Raw genomic sequence first — 16129 nt, 5'->3', positions numbered from 1 at the left:
AGCTCCCGGAGGGCATACACAAGCGAACGGCATAAGCAGGTCACCGGCATATAGCGAAATCCGGAGGAACCAGTACGAATCGTCGCCCTTGGAGCAGCCATGGGCACGCCGCGCGGCGGCCGGCAGCGGCGGCGGCGGCGCAAACGGGAACAGCCACCCCCGCGCCTTCGGGGGCGCAGCGGTGGCTGTGTCAGGAGGTGTCAGGAGGTGTCAGGAGGTGTCAGGAGGGTGGCCGCGACCAGGCTCACGCGTGCCGCGCGGCGCCTACCGCAGCTGGCCGACGGGCGCCAGCACGGCGCCCTCCTTGCCGCACACCCAGTGCGGCTCCGGCCCGAGCTCCGGCTCCACGCTCAGCGCGTGCGGGTCGCCTGCGGCCGCGCAGGCCTCGCAGAGCGGCCAACGCCCGTAGGCCTCCAGCAGCGCGTCCTGGACGTCCTGGGCGACCAGGCCGAGCACGTACTCGGTGCCGTCCGGCCACTGCTCCAGCCACCAGCGACGGTGGGTCACGGCGTTCTCGACCAGCGACACCACGGCGGCGTCCGCCACGTCCCGCGCGGTCAGGTCGGCGAGGATCAGCGCCCGGGCGTTGTGCAGCGCGGCTTCGATTTCAGGACTGGACATCCGTCCATTGTCCCGCACCCCACCCCGAGCCCCGCTGCCCGAACGGCGAGCGGCCAACGGCGAACGGCGGCAACAAGCACAGCCGCGAGCGGCGCCAGCAAACACAGCAAGGGCGGCCCCCCGGAGGGGACCGCCCTTGCGATCAGGAACCAGCCGATCCGGAAGCCGGATCAGAAGTCCATGTCACCGCCCGGCATGCCGCCGCCCGCGGGGGCACCGGCCTTCTCGGGCTTGTCGGCGATGACGGCCTCGGTGGTGAGGAAGAGCGCCGCGATGGAGGCGGCGTTCTGCAGCGCCGAGCGGGTGACCTTCGCCGGGTCGATGATGCCCGCGGCGATGAGGTCGACGTACTCGTTGGTGGCGGCGTTCAGGCCGTGGCCGGCGGGGAGGTTGCGCACCTTCTCCACCACGACACCACCCTCGAGGCCGGCGTTGGTCGCGATCTGCTTGATCGGGGCCTCCAGCGCGACCTTGACGATGTTGGCACCGGTGGCCTCGTCGCCGTCGAGCTCCAGCTTGTCGAACGCGATCGAGGCCTGGAGCAGCGCGACGCCACCACCGGCGACGATGCCCTCCTCGACGGCCGCCTTCGCGTTGCGAACGGCGTCCTCGATGCGGTGCTTGCGCTCCTTGAGCTCAACCTCGGTGGCCGCGCCGGCCTTGATGACGGCCACGCCGCCGGCCAGCTTGGCGAGGCGCTCCTGGAGCTTCTCGCGGTCGTAGTCCGAGTCGCTGTTCTCGATCTCGGCACGGATCTGGTTGACGCGACCGGCGACCTGGTCACTGTCGCCACCACCGTCGACGATGGTGGTCTCGTCCTTGGTGATGACCACCTTGCGGGCGGTGCCCAGCAGGTCGACGCCGGCGTTCTCCAGCTTGAGGCCGACCTCCTCGGAGATGACGGTGCCACCGGTGAGGATGGCGATGTCGCCGAGCATGGCCTTGCGGCGGTCACCGAAGCCCGGGGCCTTGACGGCGACGGACTTGAAGGTGCCACGGATCTTGTTCACGACCAGGGTCGACAGGGCCTCGCCCTCGACGTCCTCGGCGATGATGACGAGCGGCTTGCCGCTCTGCATGACCTTCTCCAGCAGCGGGAGCAGGTCCTTGACCGAGCTGATCTTGGAGTTGGCGATCAGGATGTACGGGTCCTCGAACGAGGTCTCCATACGCTCCAGGTCGGTGGCGAAGTACGCCGAGATGTAGCCCTTGTCGAAGCGCATGCCCTCGGTGAGCTCGAGCTCCAGACCGAAGGTGTTGCTCTCCTCGACGGTGATGACGCCTTCCTTGCCGACCTTGTCCATGGCCTCGGCGATGAGCTCGCCGATCTGGGTGTCGGCGGCCGAGATGGAGGCGGTGGAGGCGATCTGCTCCTTGGTCTCCACGTCCTTGGCCTGGGCCAGCAGCTGGTCCGAGACGGCGGCGACGGCCTTCTCGATACCGCGCTTGAGGGCCATCGGGTTGGCGCCGGCGGCGACGTTGCGCAGACCCTCGCGCACGAGCGCCTGGGCCAGCACGGTGGCGGTGGTGGTGCCGTCACCCGCGACGTCGTCGGTCTTCTTGGCGACCTCCTTGACGAGCTCGGCGCCGATCTTCTCGTAGGGGTCCTCGAGCTCGATCTCCTTGGCGATGGAGACACCGTCGTTGGTGATCGTGGGGGCGCCCCACTTCTTCTCAAGGACGACGTTGCGGCCCTTGGGGCCCAGCGTGACCTTGACGGCGTCGGCAAGCTGGTTCATCCCGCGCTCAAGGCCGCGGCGAGCTTCCTCGTCAAACGCGATGATCTTTGCCATGTGAAGTGGTCCTCCGGGACGCGGTCGACTGCACCGGACCGGAAGGTGCCCGCGACGGACGGCCCTGGTGTGCGGGGGTCCCTTCCCCTACCGCTCCCGGGGGCCTCACCGACCCGGTCCGTTGTCACTCTCAAGCTGTGAGTGCTAACGCCAATGATTAGCACTCTCGGGTGGTGAGTGCAAGCCCTATCGGCGAGTGTCCGGGCCCGACACCGGGGCGCGCCGCGAGGACGCCGCCGGGTCGGCGCACGACGCCGGCGGGGAGAGGGCGCGGACGCGGCGTGGACACGGCGACGGGCCCGCACGACGCGTGTCGTACGGGCCCGTCGAAGAAGCTGGAGGTCACCAGCCCGTGGGCCGAGCCGAGGCTCCTGGGTCCGGAAGGGTCAGACCGCCGCGCGGACCATGTCCGCCTGCGGGCCCTTCTGTCCCTGGGAGATCTCGAACTCGACCCGCTGGCCCTCCTCGAGGGTGCGGTAGCCGTCCATCTGGATCGCGCTGTAGTGGACGAACACGTCCGCACCACCGTCGACCGCGATGAAGCCGTAGCCCTTCTCCGCGTTGAACCACTTGACGGTGCCCTGAGCCATTCCGAACTCCCCTTGTGCTGTGCTGGCCCTTCACGGTCCCGCAGGTAGCGGGCCCGGGTCTGGTTTCGAGGCCGGCCCGGGGAACCCCCCCTGGGCGCAGCCGTGCGCGCCGCACACCCCCGCCGAGGTCCACCACGGGGGTGGCAGCGAGCGGGTGAATGCGTCGACCGCGGCTGAATGTATCCGCATCAACGCCCTCTGCAACAGGCCCAATCACCGGCAATTCAGGCCGGCCGGCAAGGGGCATTGCGGGATGAAAGCGGAGGAAATCGGCATTCCGCGCCGGACATAGCGGACGTATTACGCGAACGCCGGCCGGAATTCTGACATCGGCCTGACATGTTTCACGAGCGGACCCCGAGGGCGGTCCCGGCGACCGGACGGTGGCCGGGCGCCGCGGGCGGTGCACGGTTTGTGCGCACAGGCGTGGAATCAGCCGGAAAGGGGAGGGGATACCCATCGTCGGCCGAGCCACACTTTACTCCGGACGAGGTCGCCCCAAATCCCCGGACACGCCGAAGCCGCCCGCACGACCGGAGAATGGAATTCCGGTCGTGCGGGCGGCTCGGGCGCGCGTCGGTACTGGTTGCGGCGCTGTCGCCGGTACGGGCACCGGCTCAGCAGCCGCCGGCCACCGCCGGGATGATCGAGATACTGGCGCCGTCCTTGATCTCGGTCGCCAGGCCCTCGGCGAACCGCACGTCGTCGTCGTTGACGTAGACGTTGACGAAGCGGCGCAGCTTGCCGGCGTCGTCCAGGACCCGGGCGGCGATGCCCGCGTGGTTGCGGTCCAGGTCGGCGATGACGTCACCGAGGGTGGCGCCCTCGGCGCTCACCTCGGCGGCGCCGCCGGTGTAGGTGCGCAGGATGGTGGGGATGCGGACGTTGGCGCTCATGGCGGTGGCTCTCCTTGCGAGGTGGTGAGGGGTCAGACGGACGCGAGGCCGGCCGCGCGGAACGAGTCCAGCGTCGGGCGGATCGTGGCGGTGAGACCGGCATCGGCCACCGCGTCCAGGGTCTTGAGGCCGTCGCCGGTGTTGATCGCGACGGTCTCCTTCGCGGGGTCCAGCTGCCCCGTCTCGACCAGCTTCTTCAGCACGCCGACGGTCACGCCGCCGGCGGTCTCGGCGAAGATGCCCTCGGTGCGGGCGAGCAGCTTGATCGCGGCGACCACCTCACCGTCCGTCACGTCCTCGACGGCGCCGCCGGTGCGGCGGGCGATGTCCAGCACGTACGGCCCGTCAGCCGGGTTGCCGATGGCGAGCGACTTGGCGATGGTGTCCGGCTTGACCGGGCGGATCACGTCGTGACCGGCCTTGAAGGCCGCGGAGACGGGCGAGCAGCCGGCCGCCTGGGCGCCGAAGATCCGGTACGGCCGGTCCTCGACCAGGCCGAGCTTGATGAGTTCCTGCAGACCCTTGTCGATCTTGGTGAGCTGCGAGCCCGAGGCGATCGGGATGACGATCTGCTCCGGCAGGCGCCAGCCCAGCTGCTCGCAGATCTCGTACGCCAGGGTCTTGGAGCCCTCGCCGTAGTACGGACGCAGGTTGACGTTGACGAAGCCCCAGCCCTCGCCGGCCGGGTCGCCGATCAGCTCGGAGCAGAAGCGGTTCACGTCGTCGTAGTTGCCCTCGATGCCGACCAGCTCGCCGCCGTACACCCCGGCCATCACGACCTTGCCCTGCTCCAGGTCGTGCGGGATGAACACGCAGGACTTGAAGCCGGCCCGGGCCGCCGCCGCGCCGACCGCGCCGGCCAGGTTGCCGGTGGAGGAGCAGGAGAGGGTGGTGAAGTCGAAGGCGCGCGCCGCCTCGATGGCGCAGGCCACCACGCGGTCCTTGAAGGAGTGCGTCGGGTTGCCGGAGTCGTCCTTGACGTGCAGCTGCGCGGTGAAGCCCAGCTCGCGGCCCAGGTTGTCGGCCTTGACCAGCGGGGTCCAGCCGGGGTTCAGGTTGGGCTTGGAGGCCACGTCCACGGGGACGGGCAGCAGCGGGGCGTAGCGCCAGATCGACGCCGGGCCGGCCTCGATCCGCTTGCGCAGTTCCTCGGCCTCGTAGGAGCCGAAGTCGTACGCGATCTCCAGCGGGCCGAAGCACTCCAGGCACGCGAAGCTCGGGCCGAGCGGGAAGCGGGTGCCGCACTCGCGACAGGACAGCGCGGCGGCGGGGCCGAGATCAACGGCGGGGGTGGCGGGTGCGGCGGTGTCAAGAGCCATGATGGCGGAGGCCTCTCTCCTCATCTTCCCCGTGACGCGGTCGCGCCACAGGACGGAATTGGCACCTGTCCCGCCGGGGCCGATGCCGCCGCGCGAGAAGGTTGCCGGGACGTCGACGGGCCGTTCCCTCAGTCCCTCTGGATGAGCTCTGTGAAGTTGTGGTCCTGCCCAGCGGACGACCCCGACGTGCGAAGGTCTAATCGCTGTACGAAGACTGTATCCGAAGGCGTCCACCGCCAACCCGACCGTCCGAACCGCGAGATGGCCCCGGCCCCTCGAATCCGGGCCGCGCCGACCCGACCGGCCGCCACCCGACCGGCTCGGACCCGAGCGGCTCGAACCGACCGACCAAGGAGTGTGCCGTGCACGGCGAGCTGACCCCCGCGCTCCTCCCGGAGGTGGCGTCCTGGCTGCGCCGCCGCTCCTGGAGCGCGGCCGACCGTCCGGCGCAGTCCCTGCTGGCCGCCAAACGGGCGGCCGGCCGGGCGGGCACCGTCAGCGTGGTGCTGCCCGCGCTGGACGAGGAGTCCACCGTCGGTGAGATCGTCACGGTCATCCGCCGGGAGCTGATGGAACGGCTGCCGCTGGTGGACGAGCTGGTCGTGGTCGACTCCGGCTCCGTGGACCGCACCGCGCGGACCGCCGCCGAGGCCGGCGCCCGGGTGGTGCACCGCGACGCGATACTCCCCCGGCTGCCCGCCGCCCCCGGCAAGGGCGAGGTGCTCTGGCGCTCGCTGCTGGTGACCACCGGCGAGATCGTCTGCTTCATCGACGCCGACCTGCGCGAGTTCGACCCCGCCTTCGTCTCCGGCATCGTCGGCCCGCTGCTCACCGAACCGGGTATCCAACTGGTCAAGGCGATGTACGACCGGCCGCTGGAGACCGACGGCGCGGTCGTCCCGGCCGGTGGCGGCCGGGTCACCGAGCTGGTCGCCCGCCCGCTGCTGAACCTGCACTGGCCCGAGCTGGCCGGCTTCGTCCAGCCGCTCGGCGGCGAGTACGCCGCGCGCCGGTCGCTGCTGGAGAAGCTGCCCTTCCCCACCGGGTACGGCGTCGAGCTGGGCCTGCTGGTGGACGCCCTGGAGACGGCCGGGCTGGACGCGCTCGCCCAGGTGGACGTGGGGGTGCGCCACCACCGCCACCAGGACGGGCAGGCGCTCGGGCGGATGGCCGCGACCATCTACCGCACGGCACTGGAGCGCCTGGACCGCACCCACCGGCTGAAGGCCTCCGCCGACCTGGTGCACCCGCTGCTCACCCAGTTCAGCCGCGACCCGGACACCCGGGCGTTCACCGCGCACACCCACCCCGTCGGCGCCCTGGAGCGTCCGCCGATGCACACCGTCCCCGAGTACGCGAGCCGCCGCCCGGCCGACTAGGAACCCGAGCGGTGCGGCCGCCTCGTTTCGCCGTTCGAATCCGGCGAGTGGTTTGCAACCTCCGTGGAGCGGCAAGGTTCCAACCGTGACTCCTCCCCCTCACTTCGAGGAGGCTTCCCACTCGCCCCCTGCGGAGCCTGATGGCGGCCGAGCCCTGACCGCCACCGGCAGCAGGATTCCGCCTGTACGGCTGCTCCGCGCCAAGCCCCGTCGCGCGCTCGGACCCCACCCCGTCGGGTGATCGGGCAGCCCCGGAAGAGGACCCATGGCCGACCAATCGACCGAACGTTCGAGCCGTACCGGCAGCGCCCCCGTCCTGGTGGCGTCCAACCGCGGTCCGGTGTCCTTCACCGCGGGGGACGACGGTTCGCTGACCCTCCGCAGAGGCGGCGGCGGCCTGGTCTCCGGGCTCTCCGCGATCGACGATCCCTCGGCCGTCTGGGTCTGCGCGGCGCTCGGCGAGGCCGACCGTACCGCCGCCCGGCAGGCCCCCGACGGACGGCTCGACCTGGCGGGGCACGAGGTCGGCGGACAGGCCGTCCGGATGCTGGACATCGACGCCGGCACCTTCGCCCAGGCCTACAACGGCGTCGCCAACTCCACCCTGTGGTTCGTCCACCACCTGCTCTACGACACGCCGACCGCACCGTCCTTCGGCGCGGAGTTCCGGCAGGAGTGGGCCTCCTACCGCGCGTACAACGCCGCCTTCGCCGAGGCCCTCGCCGCCGAGGCGGCCCCGGGGGCGGCCGTGCTGGTGCAGGACTACCACCTCTCGCTCGTCCCCGACCTGCTCCGGGCACTGCGCCCGGACCTGCGGATCGGGCACTTCTCGCACACCCCGTGGGCCCCGCCGGACTACTACCGGATGCTGCCCGACGACATCGCCGAGGCGGTGCTGACCGGCATCCTCGGCGCCGACCGGGCCGGCTTCCTGACCCGCCGCTGGGCCGCCGCCTTCGCCGACTGCTGCGAGGCCGTGCTCGGCGCCGAGGTCGACCGGCACGCCCTGACCGTCACGCACGCCGGGCGCACCACCCACCTGGGGGTGCACGCCCTCGGCGCGGACGCCGACTTCCTGCGCGAGCGCTCGCACCGCCCCGACGTGGCGCAGCGCCTCGCCGCGCTGCGGGCCGCCGTGGGCGATCGGCAGACCATCGTCCGGGTCGACCGCACCGAGCTGAGCAAGAACATCGTCCGGGGCCTGCTGGCCTACCGGCACCTGCTGCGCACCCGGCCGCAGTGGCTGGGCAAGGTGGTCCACGTCGCCTTCGCCTACCCCTCCAGGACGGACCTGGCCGAGTACCGCGCCTACACCGCGGCGGTCGAGCGGATCGCCCGCGAGATCACCGAGGAGTTCGCGACCGACGACTGGCAGCCGATGATCCTGCACGTCAACGACGACTTCCCGCGCTCGCTGGCCGCCTACCGGCTGGCCGACGTCGCCCTGGTCAACCCGATCAGGGACGGCATGAACCTGGTCGCGAAGGAGGTCCCGGTGGTCTCCGACGCGGGCTGCGCCCTGGTGCTCTCCCGCGAGGCCGGCGCCTGCGCCGAGCTGGCGGAGGACGCCATCACCGTCAACCCGTACGACGTGATCGCCACCGCGGAGGCCCTGCACGCCGGGCTGACGATGCCCGCCGAGGAGCGGGCCGAGCGCACCAAGCGGCTGGCCGCGGCGGCCACCGCGCTACCGCCGCAGCAGTGGTTCCTCGACCAGCTCAACGCCCTGGGCTGAGGCCCGCCGTCGCAGCGCCCGCGCTCACCACTCCGCGCTCACCGCCCCACGCCGAGCGCCGCCGCCAGCGCCGCCAGCAGCGCGACGACGCCGGCCGGGCCCGGGACCACCAGGTCCGCCCGGTCGGCCAGCTCGCGCACGGGCGCGTCGCCGTCCACCGTGCCACTGCACACCAGCACCCCGGGCATGCCCTGGGCACGGCGCTTCTCCACGGCCGCGAAGGCGGCGACATCGCCCAGGTCGTCTCCCGCGTACAGGACCGAGCGGGCGGCCCGCTCCTGGAGGAAGCCGGTCAGGGCCGCGCCCTTGTCGACCCCCGGGGGCCGCAGCTCCAGCACCAGCCGGCCGGGCTCCAGCATCAGACCGTGGGCGGCGGCGAGTTCGGCCAGCGGGTCGCGCAGCAGCTCGAACGCCCGCTCCGGGTCCTGCGCCCGGCGGGTGTGCACGGCCAGCGCCCGGCCCTTGTCCTCGGTCCAGGTACCGTCGGGGGCACCGACCCGGGCCAGCAGGGCGGGCAACCCGGCCCGCACCGCGGCCACCCCGGGGTGCACCGCGGGGGCCCGTACCTCGCCGTGCGCCGCGTCCCAGCGCTCGGCGCCGTAGTGCCCGAGGACGGTCAGGTGTTCCATCCCCGGTGCCCCGGCGAAGCCCCCGTACGCAACGGCCAGCGCCGCCGGGCGGCCCGTCACCACCACGACCGCGCCGACCAGCGGGGCCAGCGCGGACAGCGCGGGGACGACCCCGGGGTGGGCGCGGGCCTGCTCGGGGTCGGCGACGATCGGGGCGAGCGTCCCGTCGAAGTCGAGCGCGATCACGGCGTGCCGGGGGTCGGCCAGCAGGGCTGCCAGGCCCTCCCGTCCGGCTTCGGTACCCGGCTGCGGCAACTCGGTGATGGCCATGTTCCCGACCCTACCCACGGGCTCCCGCCCCATGCCCGACGCCGGCGCGCCGGTACGCCCGTACGCCAGGGCAGCCCCGGCCGGGCCGGCCGGGCACCACCGGTGTGCCGCCGCGCTAGCGTGCCTCGCGCTTGCGCTCGCGGACCCGGCGCAGGCGGTTGACCAGGACGGGGGCGTGGGCGAGCGCCTCGGGGCGGTCGAGCAGGGCGTTGAGCAGCTGGTAGTAGCGGGTGCTGGACAGACCCAGCTCCTCCCGGATGGCCCGCTCCTTGGCCCCCGCGGTACGCCAGGGGCGGGCCTCCAGGGCGAGCACCGCGAGCTCGCGCGCGTCCAGTCCGGCCATCCTCGGCACCCGCCTCCGTTCGCCCTCGCCCTGCCTCGGGCCCTACGGGCTGTCATTCTGCCCCGTCGCGCGGACACACTCTGCCGCCCCCGGCGGCGCGCCCGGGCGGCTAGCGTCGGGGCATGACCGATACCTTCGCGCTCCACATCCCCGACGCCGCGCTCGAACCCGACCCGCTGGACCCGGCCCAGATCGTCTCCGGCACCCCCGAGGTCTCCGGCCTGCTGCTCTGGGAGTCCGAGGACGGCCGCCAGCAGCGCGGCATCTGGCAGATCACCCCGGGTGTGGTGACCGACACCGAGGCCGACGAGCTGTTCGTGGTGGTCAGCGGCCGGGCCACGATCGACGTCGAGGGCGGCCCGACCCTGGAGGTCGGTCCGGGCGACTGCGGTGTGCTGCGGGCGGGCGACCGCACCACCTGGACGGTGCACGAGACGCTGCGCAAGGCGTACTCGCTCACCCTGGACTGATCGCAGGGCCGACCGCCGCACCGACCGCCTCGCGACCGCCGGCCGCGCGCCGCCCGCCCGGCTGCGCCGGCCACTCGCGGACCCGCCCGGCCTCCTGGACCGCGGCCTTCTGCAGCTCCACCGGCACCTGACGGGCGTCCCCGGTGGCCGCGCCGCCGATCTGCGGCGTGATCCGCGTGCCGACCCGTTCCCAGGCCGGGTCCCCGAACGGGTGGAAGCTCGCGTTGGGCAGCACCGCGAGGAACCGCTTCACGTCCTGGTGCTTGCCGCTGCCGGTCATCGCGGCCGGGGCGCCCCGGATGACCGGCGGCAGCGTGTACATCTCGTCGAATCTCGGGCGGGAGCTGTTCGCCGCGCCGTCGCCGTGGTCCGCCGCGACCAGCCGCAGGGTCACGGTGTTCTCGCCCGGACTTCCGCCGCCGCCGAGCAGCAGTGCCGCGAGGACCGCCGCGACGCCGGTCAGCCGGCCGGGAACGTGGGCATGCCTGTTCACGCGATCGCCGCCTTCCGGTGCTCCATGAGGGAGCAGTGGCGGCCGCAGTGCCGAACGACGTGCATAGTGGTCCAGACCTCTGCGCGACAGTCACCGAGTGCCGGGCGACGTCGCGGCCCGCGCAGCGGGAGTCGGGCGACACCCGACATGGCGGACACCCCGCGCCGTTCGGCATCGGGCCGGGCACCGGGCGGGAGACTGGAGGCGGGAAGCGCCCGCGGCCTGCGCAAACCACCCATCCGGCCCGCTATCGCGACAAAGCTCACTCGCTATGGACCAGACCAATCCGGCAACTGGACTAGACCTCTTCGACCTGGCCAAGGGAAACTGTCCCTCGTGAAGCACGTCATCGCACTCGATGTAGGCGGCACCGGCATGAAAGCCGCGCTGCTCGCCCAGGACGGCTCCGTGCTGTTCGAAGCACGCCGACCGACCGAGCGGGAGCACGGCACGGACGCCGTGGTCACCGCCATCCTCGACTTCGCCGCCGACCTCGCGGAGGAGGGGCGCGCCCGCTTCGGCCGCGCGCCCCTCGCCGCCGGCGTCGCCGTGCCCGGGACGATCGACGAGCGGAACGGGGTCGCGGTCTTCTCCGCCAACCTCGGCTGGCGGGACCTCCCGCTGCGCACGCTGATCGGCGAGCGGCTGGCCGGCCCGGACGGCAGGGCGGTGCCGGTCGCGCTCGGCCACGACGTCCGCTCCGGCGGACTGGCCGAGGGCCGGCTCGGCGCGGGCCGCGGGGTCGACCGGTTCCTGTTCATCGCGCTGGGCACCGGCATCGCCGGCGCCATCGGCATCGACGGACGGATCGAGGCCGGCGCGCACGGCTACGGCGGCGAGATCGGCCACGTCGTGGTCCGCCCCGGCGGCCCGGCCTGCGGCTGCGGCGCCCACGGCTGCCTGGAGACCCTGGCGTCGGCCTCCGCCGTCTCCCGGGCCTGGGCCGAGGCCGGCGCCGGCCCGGACGCCGACGCGGCCTCCTGCGCCGCCGCGGTCGACGCCGGGGACGAGCGGGCGCTGGCGATCTGGCGGCGGGCCGTCGACGCCCTCGCCGACGGAATCGTGCTCGCCCAGAGCCTGCTCGACCCGTCCACCGTGATCGTCGGCGGCGGGCTGGCCGAGGCCGGGGACACCCTCTTCACGCCGCTGCGCGCCGCGGTGACCCGGCGGCTGACCTTTCAGATGCCCCCGAAGGTCGTCCCGGCGACGCTCAAGGACACCGCCGCCTGCCTGGGCGCGGGCCTGCTCGCCTGGGATCTGCTCTCGATGGAGGTGACCGCGTGACCACCGCGGACCGCACTGCACTGTCCGGCGCCCGGCTGGTCCTGCCCGGTGGCGTCCTCGACCACGGCCGCCTCGTCGTCGAGGGTACGGCCATCGCCGGGATCGGCGGCGCCGCGCAGCCGGGCGACCTGGACCTGGCCGGGTACACCGTCGTCCCCGGCTTCGTCGACCTGCACGTGCACGGCGGCGGCGGCGCCTCGTACGCCTCGGGGATCGCCGAGGAGGCGCTCACCGTCGCCCGGACCCACCTGGAACACGGCACCACCACCACCGTCGCCAGCACCGTCACCGGCGAGATCGACGAGATCTGCCGACAGGCCGCGGTGCTCTCCGAGCTGGTGGAGGACGGGGTGCTCGCGGGCATCCACTTCGAGGGCCCGTTCATCTCGCACAACCGCTGCGGGGCCCACCGCCCGGACCTGCTGCGCGACCCGGATCCGGCCCTGGTGCGCAAGCTGGTGGACGCGGCGCGCGGCCACGCCAGGATGGTCACCCTGGCACCCGAACTGGCCGGCGGCCTGGAGTCGGTGCGGATGCTGGCCGAGCTCGGGGTGATCGCGGCCGTCGGGCACACCGACTCCGACTACGCCAGGACGCTGGCGGCCATCGAGGCCGGCGCCACCGTCGCCACCCACCTGTTCAACGCGATGCCGGGTATCCAGCACCGCGCGCCGGGGCCGATCGTGGCGCTGCTGGAGGACGAGCGGGTCACCGTCGAGCTGATCAACGACGGCATCCACCTGCACCCGTCGGTGCTCGACCTCGCGTACGGCACAGCCGGGGCCGGGCGGGTCGCGCTGATCACCGACGCGATGGGCGCGGCCGGCATGGGCGACGGGCTCTACCCGCTCGGCCCGCTCCAGGTCCGGGTGGAGAGCGGGGTCGCCCGGCTGGTCGAGGGCGGGGCGATCGCCGGCTCCACCCTCACCCTGGACGTGGCGTTCCGGCGGTCCGTCACCGTCAACGGGCTGACGCCGGAACAGGCGGTCGAGTCGCTGTCCGCGGTGCCGGCCAGGCTGCTGGGGCTCTTCGACTCGATCGGTTCGCTGGAGCCGGGCAAGAACGCCGACCTGGTCGTCCTGGACTCCGAGAGCTACGAGCTGGTCGCCGTGATGCGCCGCGGCGAGTGGGCCGTCGGCGCCGACCGGCTGGCCAGGGCCAAGGTGGCCTGAGCCGGACAGCCGTCCGCCCCGGGGCCGATGCGGCTCCGGGGCGGACGAGGGGTCAGCGGGGCCCTACGCGCCGACGGTGATCTGGTCGATCAGCACCGTGCCGCTCGTGACGGTCACGGTGACGGTGTTCGGGCCGGCCTGGAGCTGCGGCAGGATCCAGGTGTTGTACCAGGAGACGGCGGCGTCGCCGCCCGGCTGGTAGTTCTTCAGGTCGATCCCGCCGTCGCGGTCCTTGCCGTTGACGTTGACGGTCGCCTTCGCGTCGGCGGAGGCGTTGTTGAAGTGGACCGTGAACTTGTACGCGCCCGCCGCCGGGGCGTCGCCCTTCCACGTCACCGAGGAGCCCGGCTGCATGGTCAGGTAGCTGCCGTCCGCGGACTTGGCGCCCTTGACCGTACTGGCGGCCGGGGCGTTCTGGGCCTGGAGCTGGGTGGCGTCCGTCGTGGTGAGGCCGCCCGCGGTGGCGCTGCTGGTGGGCGAGGCGCTCGGGGTGCCGGTGGCGGGCGCCGTGCCGGTCGGGTTCACCGGGGCCGTGGTCTGGACGCCCTTGGCGTTCTTGTCCTTGTCCTTGTCCTGGCCGCCGGTGGACAGCGCGATCCCGGCGCCGATCGCGATCGCCGCGACCACCGCGACCGCGCCGATCACCGCGCCCTTGCTGCGCCCGCTGCTCGCCCGCTCCTCACCCGGCTGGGGGCGGGAGTGCTCGGCGTAGCGGATCTGCTGGGTCTGGGCGTGGCTGCCGTACTCGGACGGCGGCACCGGCTGGCCCTGCTGCCGGGGCTGCGGCTGGGGGCGGTACTGCGGCTGCTGCCCGTACTGGGCGCGGCCGACCTCCATCGGGCGGCTGTAGGAGCTGCGGGGCGCCCCCTGCTGCTGGCCGGCCGAGGCCGGCGAACCCTCGGCCGGGCGGTAGAGGTAGCCGAAGGGATCATCCTCCTGCGGGGCACCACCCTCCGGGCCCTCGGGCACTCCGTTGCTGCCGGCGGTCGTCACGGTGGTCAACTCCCCATCGCAGTGCACCGCACGGCTGCCATGCCGTGGGCGCAAGTGGTGGCGCTCGTACCCGCGAACCCTACCTGCCTGACCCGATCCACGGTAAAAGCACCCTCTGGGGTGGTATCAGCCCGCCCGGCGGTGCGAACGCTCGCCGCGGGCCCCGCGCACGGCCCCGCCCCTGGCCCGCTTCTCGTCGTACATCCGCTCGTCGGCGGTGTGCAGGACCTCTTCGATGCTCATGCCGCAGCCCGCCCAGCCGATGCCCAGACTGACGCCGACCCGCATCGCCCGGCCGTCGATGCGCATCGGCGGGATGATCGCGTTGCGCAGCCGGGCCGCCAGCTCCTTGGCCTCCTCGCGCCCGATGGAGTCGGCCAGCACCACGAACTCGTCGCCGCCGAGCCGGGCCACCGTGTCACCCTCGCGTACCACCTGCTGCAACCGCCGGGCGACCTCCACCAGGACGGCGTCGCCGGCGTTGTGGCCGAACCGGTCGTTGATCGACTTGAAGCCGTCCAGATCGCAGAAGAGCACCGCCAGGCCCTTCTCCCCGCCGCCCGCGCCCGGCGTGGCGGCCCGGAACGCCCCGCTCCACAGGTCGCCGCCGGGGACCTGGTCGGCGGGCACCACCGCGTGCACGTGCTCGGGGACGGCCAGCTGGTTCGGGGGGCGCCCGGCGGCGTGCTCCCCGCCGTAGCCGGTCGGCGCGGCCGCGCCCTCGGGGGCGCCGTACCCGTGCACCGGGCCGGCCCCGCCGCCGTAGCCCTCAAGCGCGCCGACGGCGCTGTGCGCGCTGTACGACCCCTCGTACGGGGCGACGTGGGAGCCGCCGTACACGTCGCCGTGCGAGTCGTCGTGGCCCTCGCCCGGCCCGCCGTAGCCGGCGCCGCCGTGGTGGACCGCGGCGCCGTGCGCGGACGCTCCACCGGGCGCCTGCGGCAGGGCGCACAGCCGCCGGCCGAGCCGGGCCTTCAGCTCGGCGCCGTTGGGCAACCCGGTCAGCGCGTCGTGGCTGGCCCGGTGGGCGAGCTGGAGCTCGTGCCGCTTGCGGTCCTCGATGTCCTCGACGTGGGTGAGCAGGAAGCTCGGCCCCTCGGCGGCGTCGGCGACCACCGAGTTGCGCAGGCAGACCCACTGGTAGCCGCCGTCCCGCCGGGACAGCCGCAGTTCGGCGCGCCCGCTCTCGGCGCTGGTGCGCTCCAGCAGACCGCGGTCCTCCGGGTGCACCAGGTCGGCGAAGCTCTGCTGGCGCAGCACCGCGCGCGGGCGCCCGAGCAGCCGGCAGAGCGCGTCGTTGACGCGGGTGAGCTGGCCCCGCCCGGCGCCGTGCAGCTCGGTGATGGCCATCCCGCTGGGCGCGTACTCGAAGGCCTGCCGGAAGCTCTCCTCGCTGGCTCTCAGCGCCTGCTGCTCCTTCTCCAGCCGGGCCAGCGCGCGTTGCATCTCGGCGCGCAACCGGGCGTTGCCGATGGCGATGGAGGCCTGGAGGGAGAACATCTCCAGCGCCTCGCGGGTCCAGGCGCCCGGGCGCTTGCCGCTGCGCGGGCGGTCCACGGACAGGACGCCGAGCAGGTCGCCGCCGGCGCTGTACATCGGTGCGAGCAGGGCGTCGGCGGGGTGCCAGTCGTTGGCGTAGACGGGCAGCGGGCCGTCGCCCGTCCAACGCGGGATGTCGCCGCCGACCGCCCAGCCGCGGTCGTGCGGGAGGAAGCGCAGGGTGCCCCAGTGGTCGCTGACGCCGAGCAGGCGGTCCCAGGACTCGCGGGAGCCGACCTGGCCGAGCAGGACGGCCGGGCCGCCCAGGGCGCTCTCCTCCAGCTCCCACACGGCCGCCACCACCAGGTCGCCGTCCGGCCGCACCAGGCTGACCGCGGCGGCATCGAAGCCGAGTCCGTGCACCGCCCCCTCGACCACCGCCTGGAGCGTCCCGGCCAGGCTGCGGGCAGCGTTGAGGTCCGCCACGACCCGGTGCAAGGTGCGGAGGGTCGCCAGGCGGACGTACGGCTCCGACTCGGCTTCCATGCGGGGGCTCCCCGGCTGCTTCGGATAGTTCTTGAATGGTTATCGTCCGATTGCCAGAAGAACTGAATCACAGGGAGCACAACGATCGGCACGCTCGGTCAGCAATAGGATGTCACT

Annotated in this window: 15 protein-coding genes and 1 riboswitch; of the genes, 5 read left to right on the top strand and 10 right to left on the bottom strand. The window is 73.2% G+C overall.

Translation table 11 applies throughout. From position 1 onward, the window contains the following. Positions 1-264: 264 nt before the first annotated feature. The 5 genes from ACIBH3_RS25460 to thrC form a co-directional block, all read right to left on the bottom strand. Positions 265-621, bottom strand: a complete 357-nt coding sequence (locus ACIBH3_RS25460; RefSeq protein ID WP_396314386.1) for a hypothetical protein — start codon at positions 619-621, stop codon at positions 265-267. A 170-nt stretch (positions 622-791) separates the two neighbouring features. Further along, a complete protein-coding gene (groL, locus tag ACIBH3_RS25455) occupies positions 792-2414 on the bottom strand; it encodes a chaperonin GroEL (RefSeq protein WP_396314385.1) in 1623 nt (540 codons plus the stop codon). 386 nt (positions 2415-2800) lie between these two features. After that, on the bottom strand, positions 2801-3004 hold the full coding sequence (locus tag ACIBH3_RS25450; protein ID WP_030289665.1) for a cold-shock protein: 204 nt from the start codon (positions 3002-3004) through the stop codon (positions 2801-2803). A 617-nt stretch (positions 3005-3621) separates the two neighbouring features. After that, positions 3622-3900 (bottom strand): ubiquitin-like small modifier protein 1, encoded by a 279-nt coding sequence (locus ACIBH3_RS25445; protein ID WP_396314384.1) that lies wholly within the window; start codon positions 3898-3900, stop codon positions 3622-3624. A 32-nt stretch (positions 3901-3932) separates the two neighbouring features. Beyond that, a complete protein-coding gene (thrC, locus tag ACIBH3_RS25440) occupies positions 3933-5219 on the bottom strand; it encodes a threonine synthase (RefSeq protein WP_396314383.1) in 1287 nt (428 codons plus the stop codon). Positions 5220-5236: 17 nt separating this feature from the next. Beyond that, a riboswitch (SAM riboswitch) is annotated at positions 5237-5367 on the bottom strand. Positions 5368-5581: 214 nt separating this feature from the next. Here thrC and ACIBH3_RS25435 point away from each other — a divergent pair. Both ACIBH3_RS25435 and ACIBH3_RS25430 read left to right on the top strand, forming a co-directional pair. Continuing rightward, the gene (locus ACIBH3_RS25435) at positions 5582-6598 is read left to right on the top strand and encodes a glucosyl-3-phosphoglycerate synthase (RefSeq protein WP_396314382.1); all 1017 of its coding nucleotides are present in this window, start codon (positions 5582-5584) and stop codon (positions 6596-6598) included. A gap of 265 nt (positions 6599-6863) precedes the next feature. Further along, on the top strand, positions 6864-8333 hold the full coding sequence (locus ACIBH3_RS25430; RefSeq protein ID WP_396314381.1) for a trehalose-6-phosphate synthase: 1470 nt from the start codon (positions 6864-6866) through the stop codon (positions 8331-8333). A 38-nt stretch (positions 8334-8371) separates the two neighbouring features. Here ACIBH3_RS25430 and otsB read toward each other — a convergent pair whose 3' ends face one another. Together otsB and ACIBH3_RS25420 are read right to left on the bottom strand one after the other, a co-directional pair. Further along, positions 8372-9232, bottom strand: coding sequence for a trehalose-phosphatase (gene otsB / locus ACIBH3_RS25425; RefSeq protein WP_396314380.1), 861 nt, complete (start codon positions 9230-9232; stop codon positions 8372-8374). 115 nt (positions 9233-9347) lie between these two features. Then, on the bottom strand, positions 9348-9575 hold the full coding sequence (locus tag ACIBH3_RS25420; RefSeq protein WP_396314379.1) for a DUF3263 domain-containing protein: 228 nt from the start codon (positions 9573-9575) through the stop codon (positions 9348-9350). A 122-nt stretch (positions 9576-9697) separates the two neighbouring features. On the opposite strand from ACIBH3_RS25420, the gene ACIBH3_RS25415 reads away from it, so the two are divergent. After that, positions 9698-10045: a cupin domain-containing protein gene (locus tag ACIBH3_RS25415; protein ID WP_396314378.1), complete on the top strand. Its 348-nt coding sequence runs from the start codon at positions 9698-9700 to the stop codon at positions 10043-10045. Here ACIBH3_RS25415 and ACIBH3_RS25410 read toward each other — a convergent pair. Beyond that, positions 10032-10538, bottom strand: coding sequence for a hypothetical protein (locus ACIBH3_RS25410; protein WP_396314377.1), 507 nt, complete (start codon positions 10536-10538; stop codon positions 10032-10034). The two genes, ACIBH3_RS25415 and ACIBH3_RS25410, sit on opposite strands and share 14 nt — an antisense overlap. A 336-nt stretch (positions 10539-10874) precedes the next feature. Between ACIBH3_RS25410 and ACIBH3_RS25405 the strand changes: the two genes are divergently transcribed. Together ACIBH3_RS25405 and nagA are read left to right on the top strand one after the other, a co-directional pair. After that, positions 10875-11822 (top strand): ROK family protein, encoded by a 948-nt coding sequence (locus ACIBH3_RS25405; RefSeq protein ID WP_396314376.1) that lies wholly within the window; start codon positions 10875-10877, stop codon positions 11820-11822. Then, on the top strand, positions 11819-12994 hold the full coding sequence (nagA, locus tag ACIBH3_RS25400) for an N-acetylglucosamine-6-phosphate deacetylase (RefSeq protein WP_396314375.1): 1176 nt from the start codon (positions 11819-11821) through the stop codon (positions 12992-12994). Before ACIBH3_RS25405 ends, nagA begins: the two co-directional genes overlap by 4 nt. Before the next feature lie 63 nt (positions 12995-13057). Here the strand turns inward: nagA and ACIBH3_RS25395 are convergent, their stop codons facing one another. Further along, positions 13058-13996 carry a hypothetical protein gene (locus ACIBH3_RS25395; RefSeq protein WP_396314374.1) on the bottom strand — a complete coding sequence of 313 codons (939 nt, stop codon included), beginning with the start codon at positions 13994-13996 and terminating at the stop codon, positions 13058-13060. A gap of 117 nt (positions 13997-14113) precedes the next feature. After that, positions 14114-16012, bottom strand: a complete 1899-nt coding sequence (locus ACIBH3_RS25390; protein ID WP_396314373.1) for a diguanylate cyclase domain-containing protein — start codon at positions 16010-16012, stop codon at positions 14114-14116. Positions 16013-16129: the final 117 nt, after the last annotated feature.

Origin of the sequence: Kitasatospora sp. NPDC050543 (genome assembly GCF_044457565.1) — a bacterium.
GTDB lineage: Bacteria > Actinomycetota > Actinomycetes > Streptomycetales > Streptomycetaceae > Kitasatospora.
Note: the sequence above shows the minus strand (reverse complement) of the source record. Positions and strands in the feature narration are given on the sequence as shown.

What these genes read in the sequence shown, in the direction of transcription:
- ACIBH3_RS25460 (WP_396314386.1), bottom strand. Translation starts at nt 621, where the DNA reads ATGTCCAGTCCTGAAATCGAAGCCGCGCTGCACAACGCCCGGGCGCTG.
- ACIBH3_RS25390 (WP_396314373.1), bottom strand. Translation starts at nt 16,012, where the DNA reads ATGGAAGCCGAGTCGGAGCCGTACGTCCGCCTGGCGACCCTCCGCACC.
- ACIBH3_RS25445 (WP_396314384.1), bottom strand. Translation starts at nt 3,900, where the DNA reads ATGAGCGCCAACGTCCGCATCCCCACCATCCTGCGCACCTACACCGGC.
- ACIBH3_RS25430 (WP_396314381.1), top strand. Translation starts at nt 6,864, where the DNA reads ATGGCCGACCAATCGACCGAACGTTCGAGCCGTACCGGCAGCGCCCCC.
- ACIBH3_RS25415 (WP_396314378.1), top strand. Translation starts at nt 9,698, where the DNA reads ATGACCGATACCTTCGCGCTCCACATCCCCGACGCCGCGCTCGAACCC.
- groL (WP_396314385.1), bottom strand. Translation starts at nt 2,414, where the DNA reads ATGGCAAAGATCATCGCGTTTGACGAGGAAGCTCGCCGCGGCCTTGAG.
- ACIBH3_RS25450 (WP_030289665.1), bottom strand. Translation starts at nt 3,004, where the DNA reads ATGGCTCAGGGCACCGTCAAGTGGTTCAACGCGGAGAAGGGCTACGGC.
- thrC (WP_396314383.1), bottom strand. Translation starts at nt 5,219, where the DNA reads ATGGCTCTTGACACCGCCGCACCCGCCACCCCCGCCGTTGATCTCGGC.
- otsB (WP_396314380.1), bottom strand. Translation starts at nt 9,232, where the DNA reads ATGGCCATCACCGAGTTGCCGCAGCCGGGTACCGAAGCCGGACGGGAG.
- ACIBH3_RS25420 (WP_396314379.1), bottom strand. Translation starts at nt 9,575, where the DNA reads ATGGCCGGACTGGACGCGCGCGAGCTCGCGGTGCTCGCCCTGGAGGCC.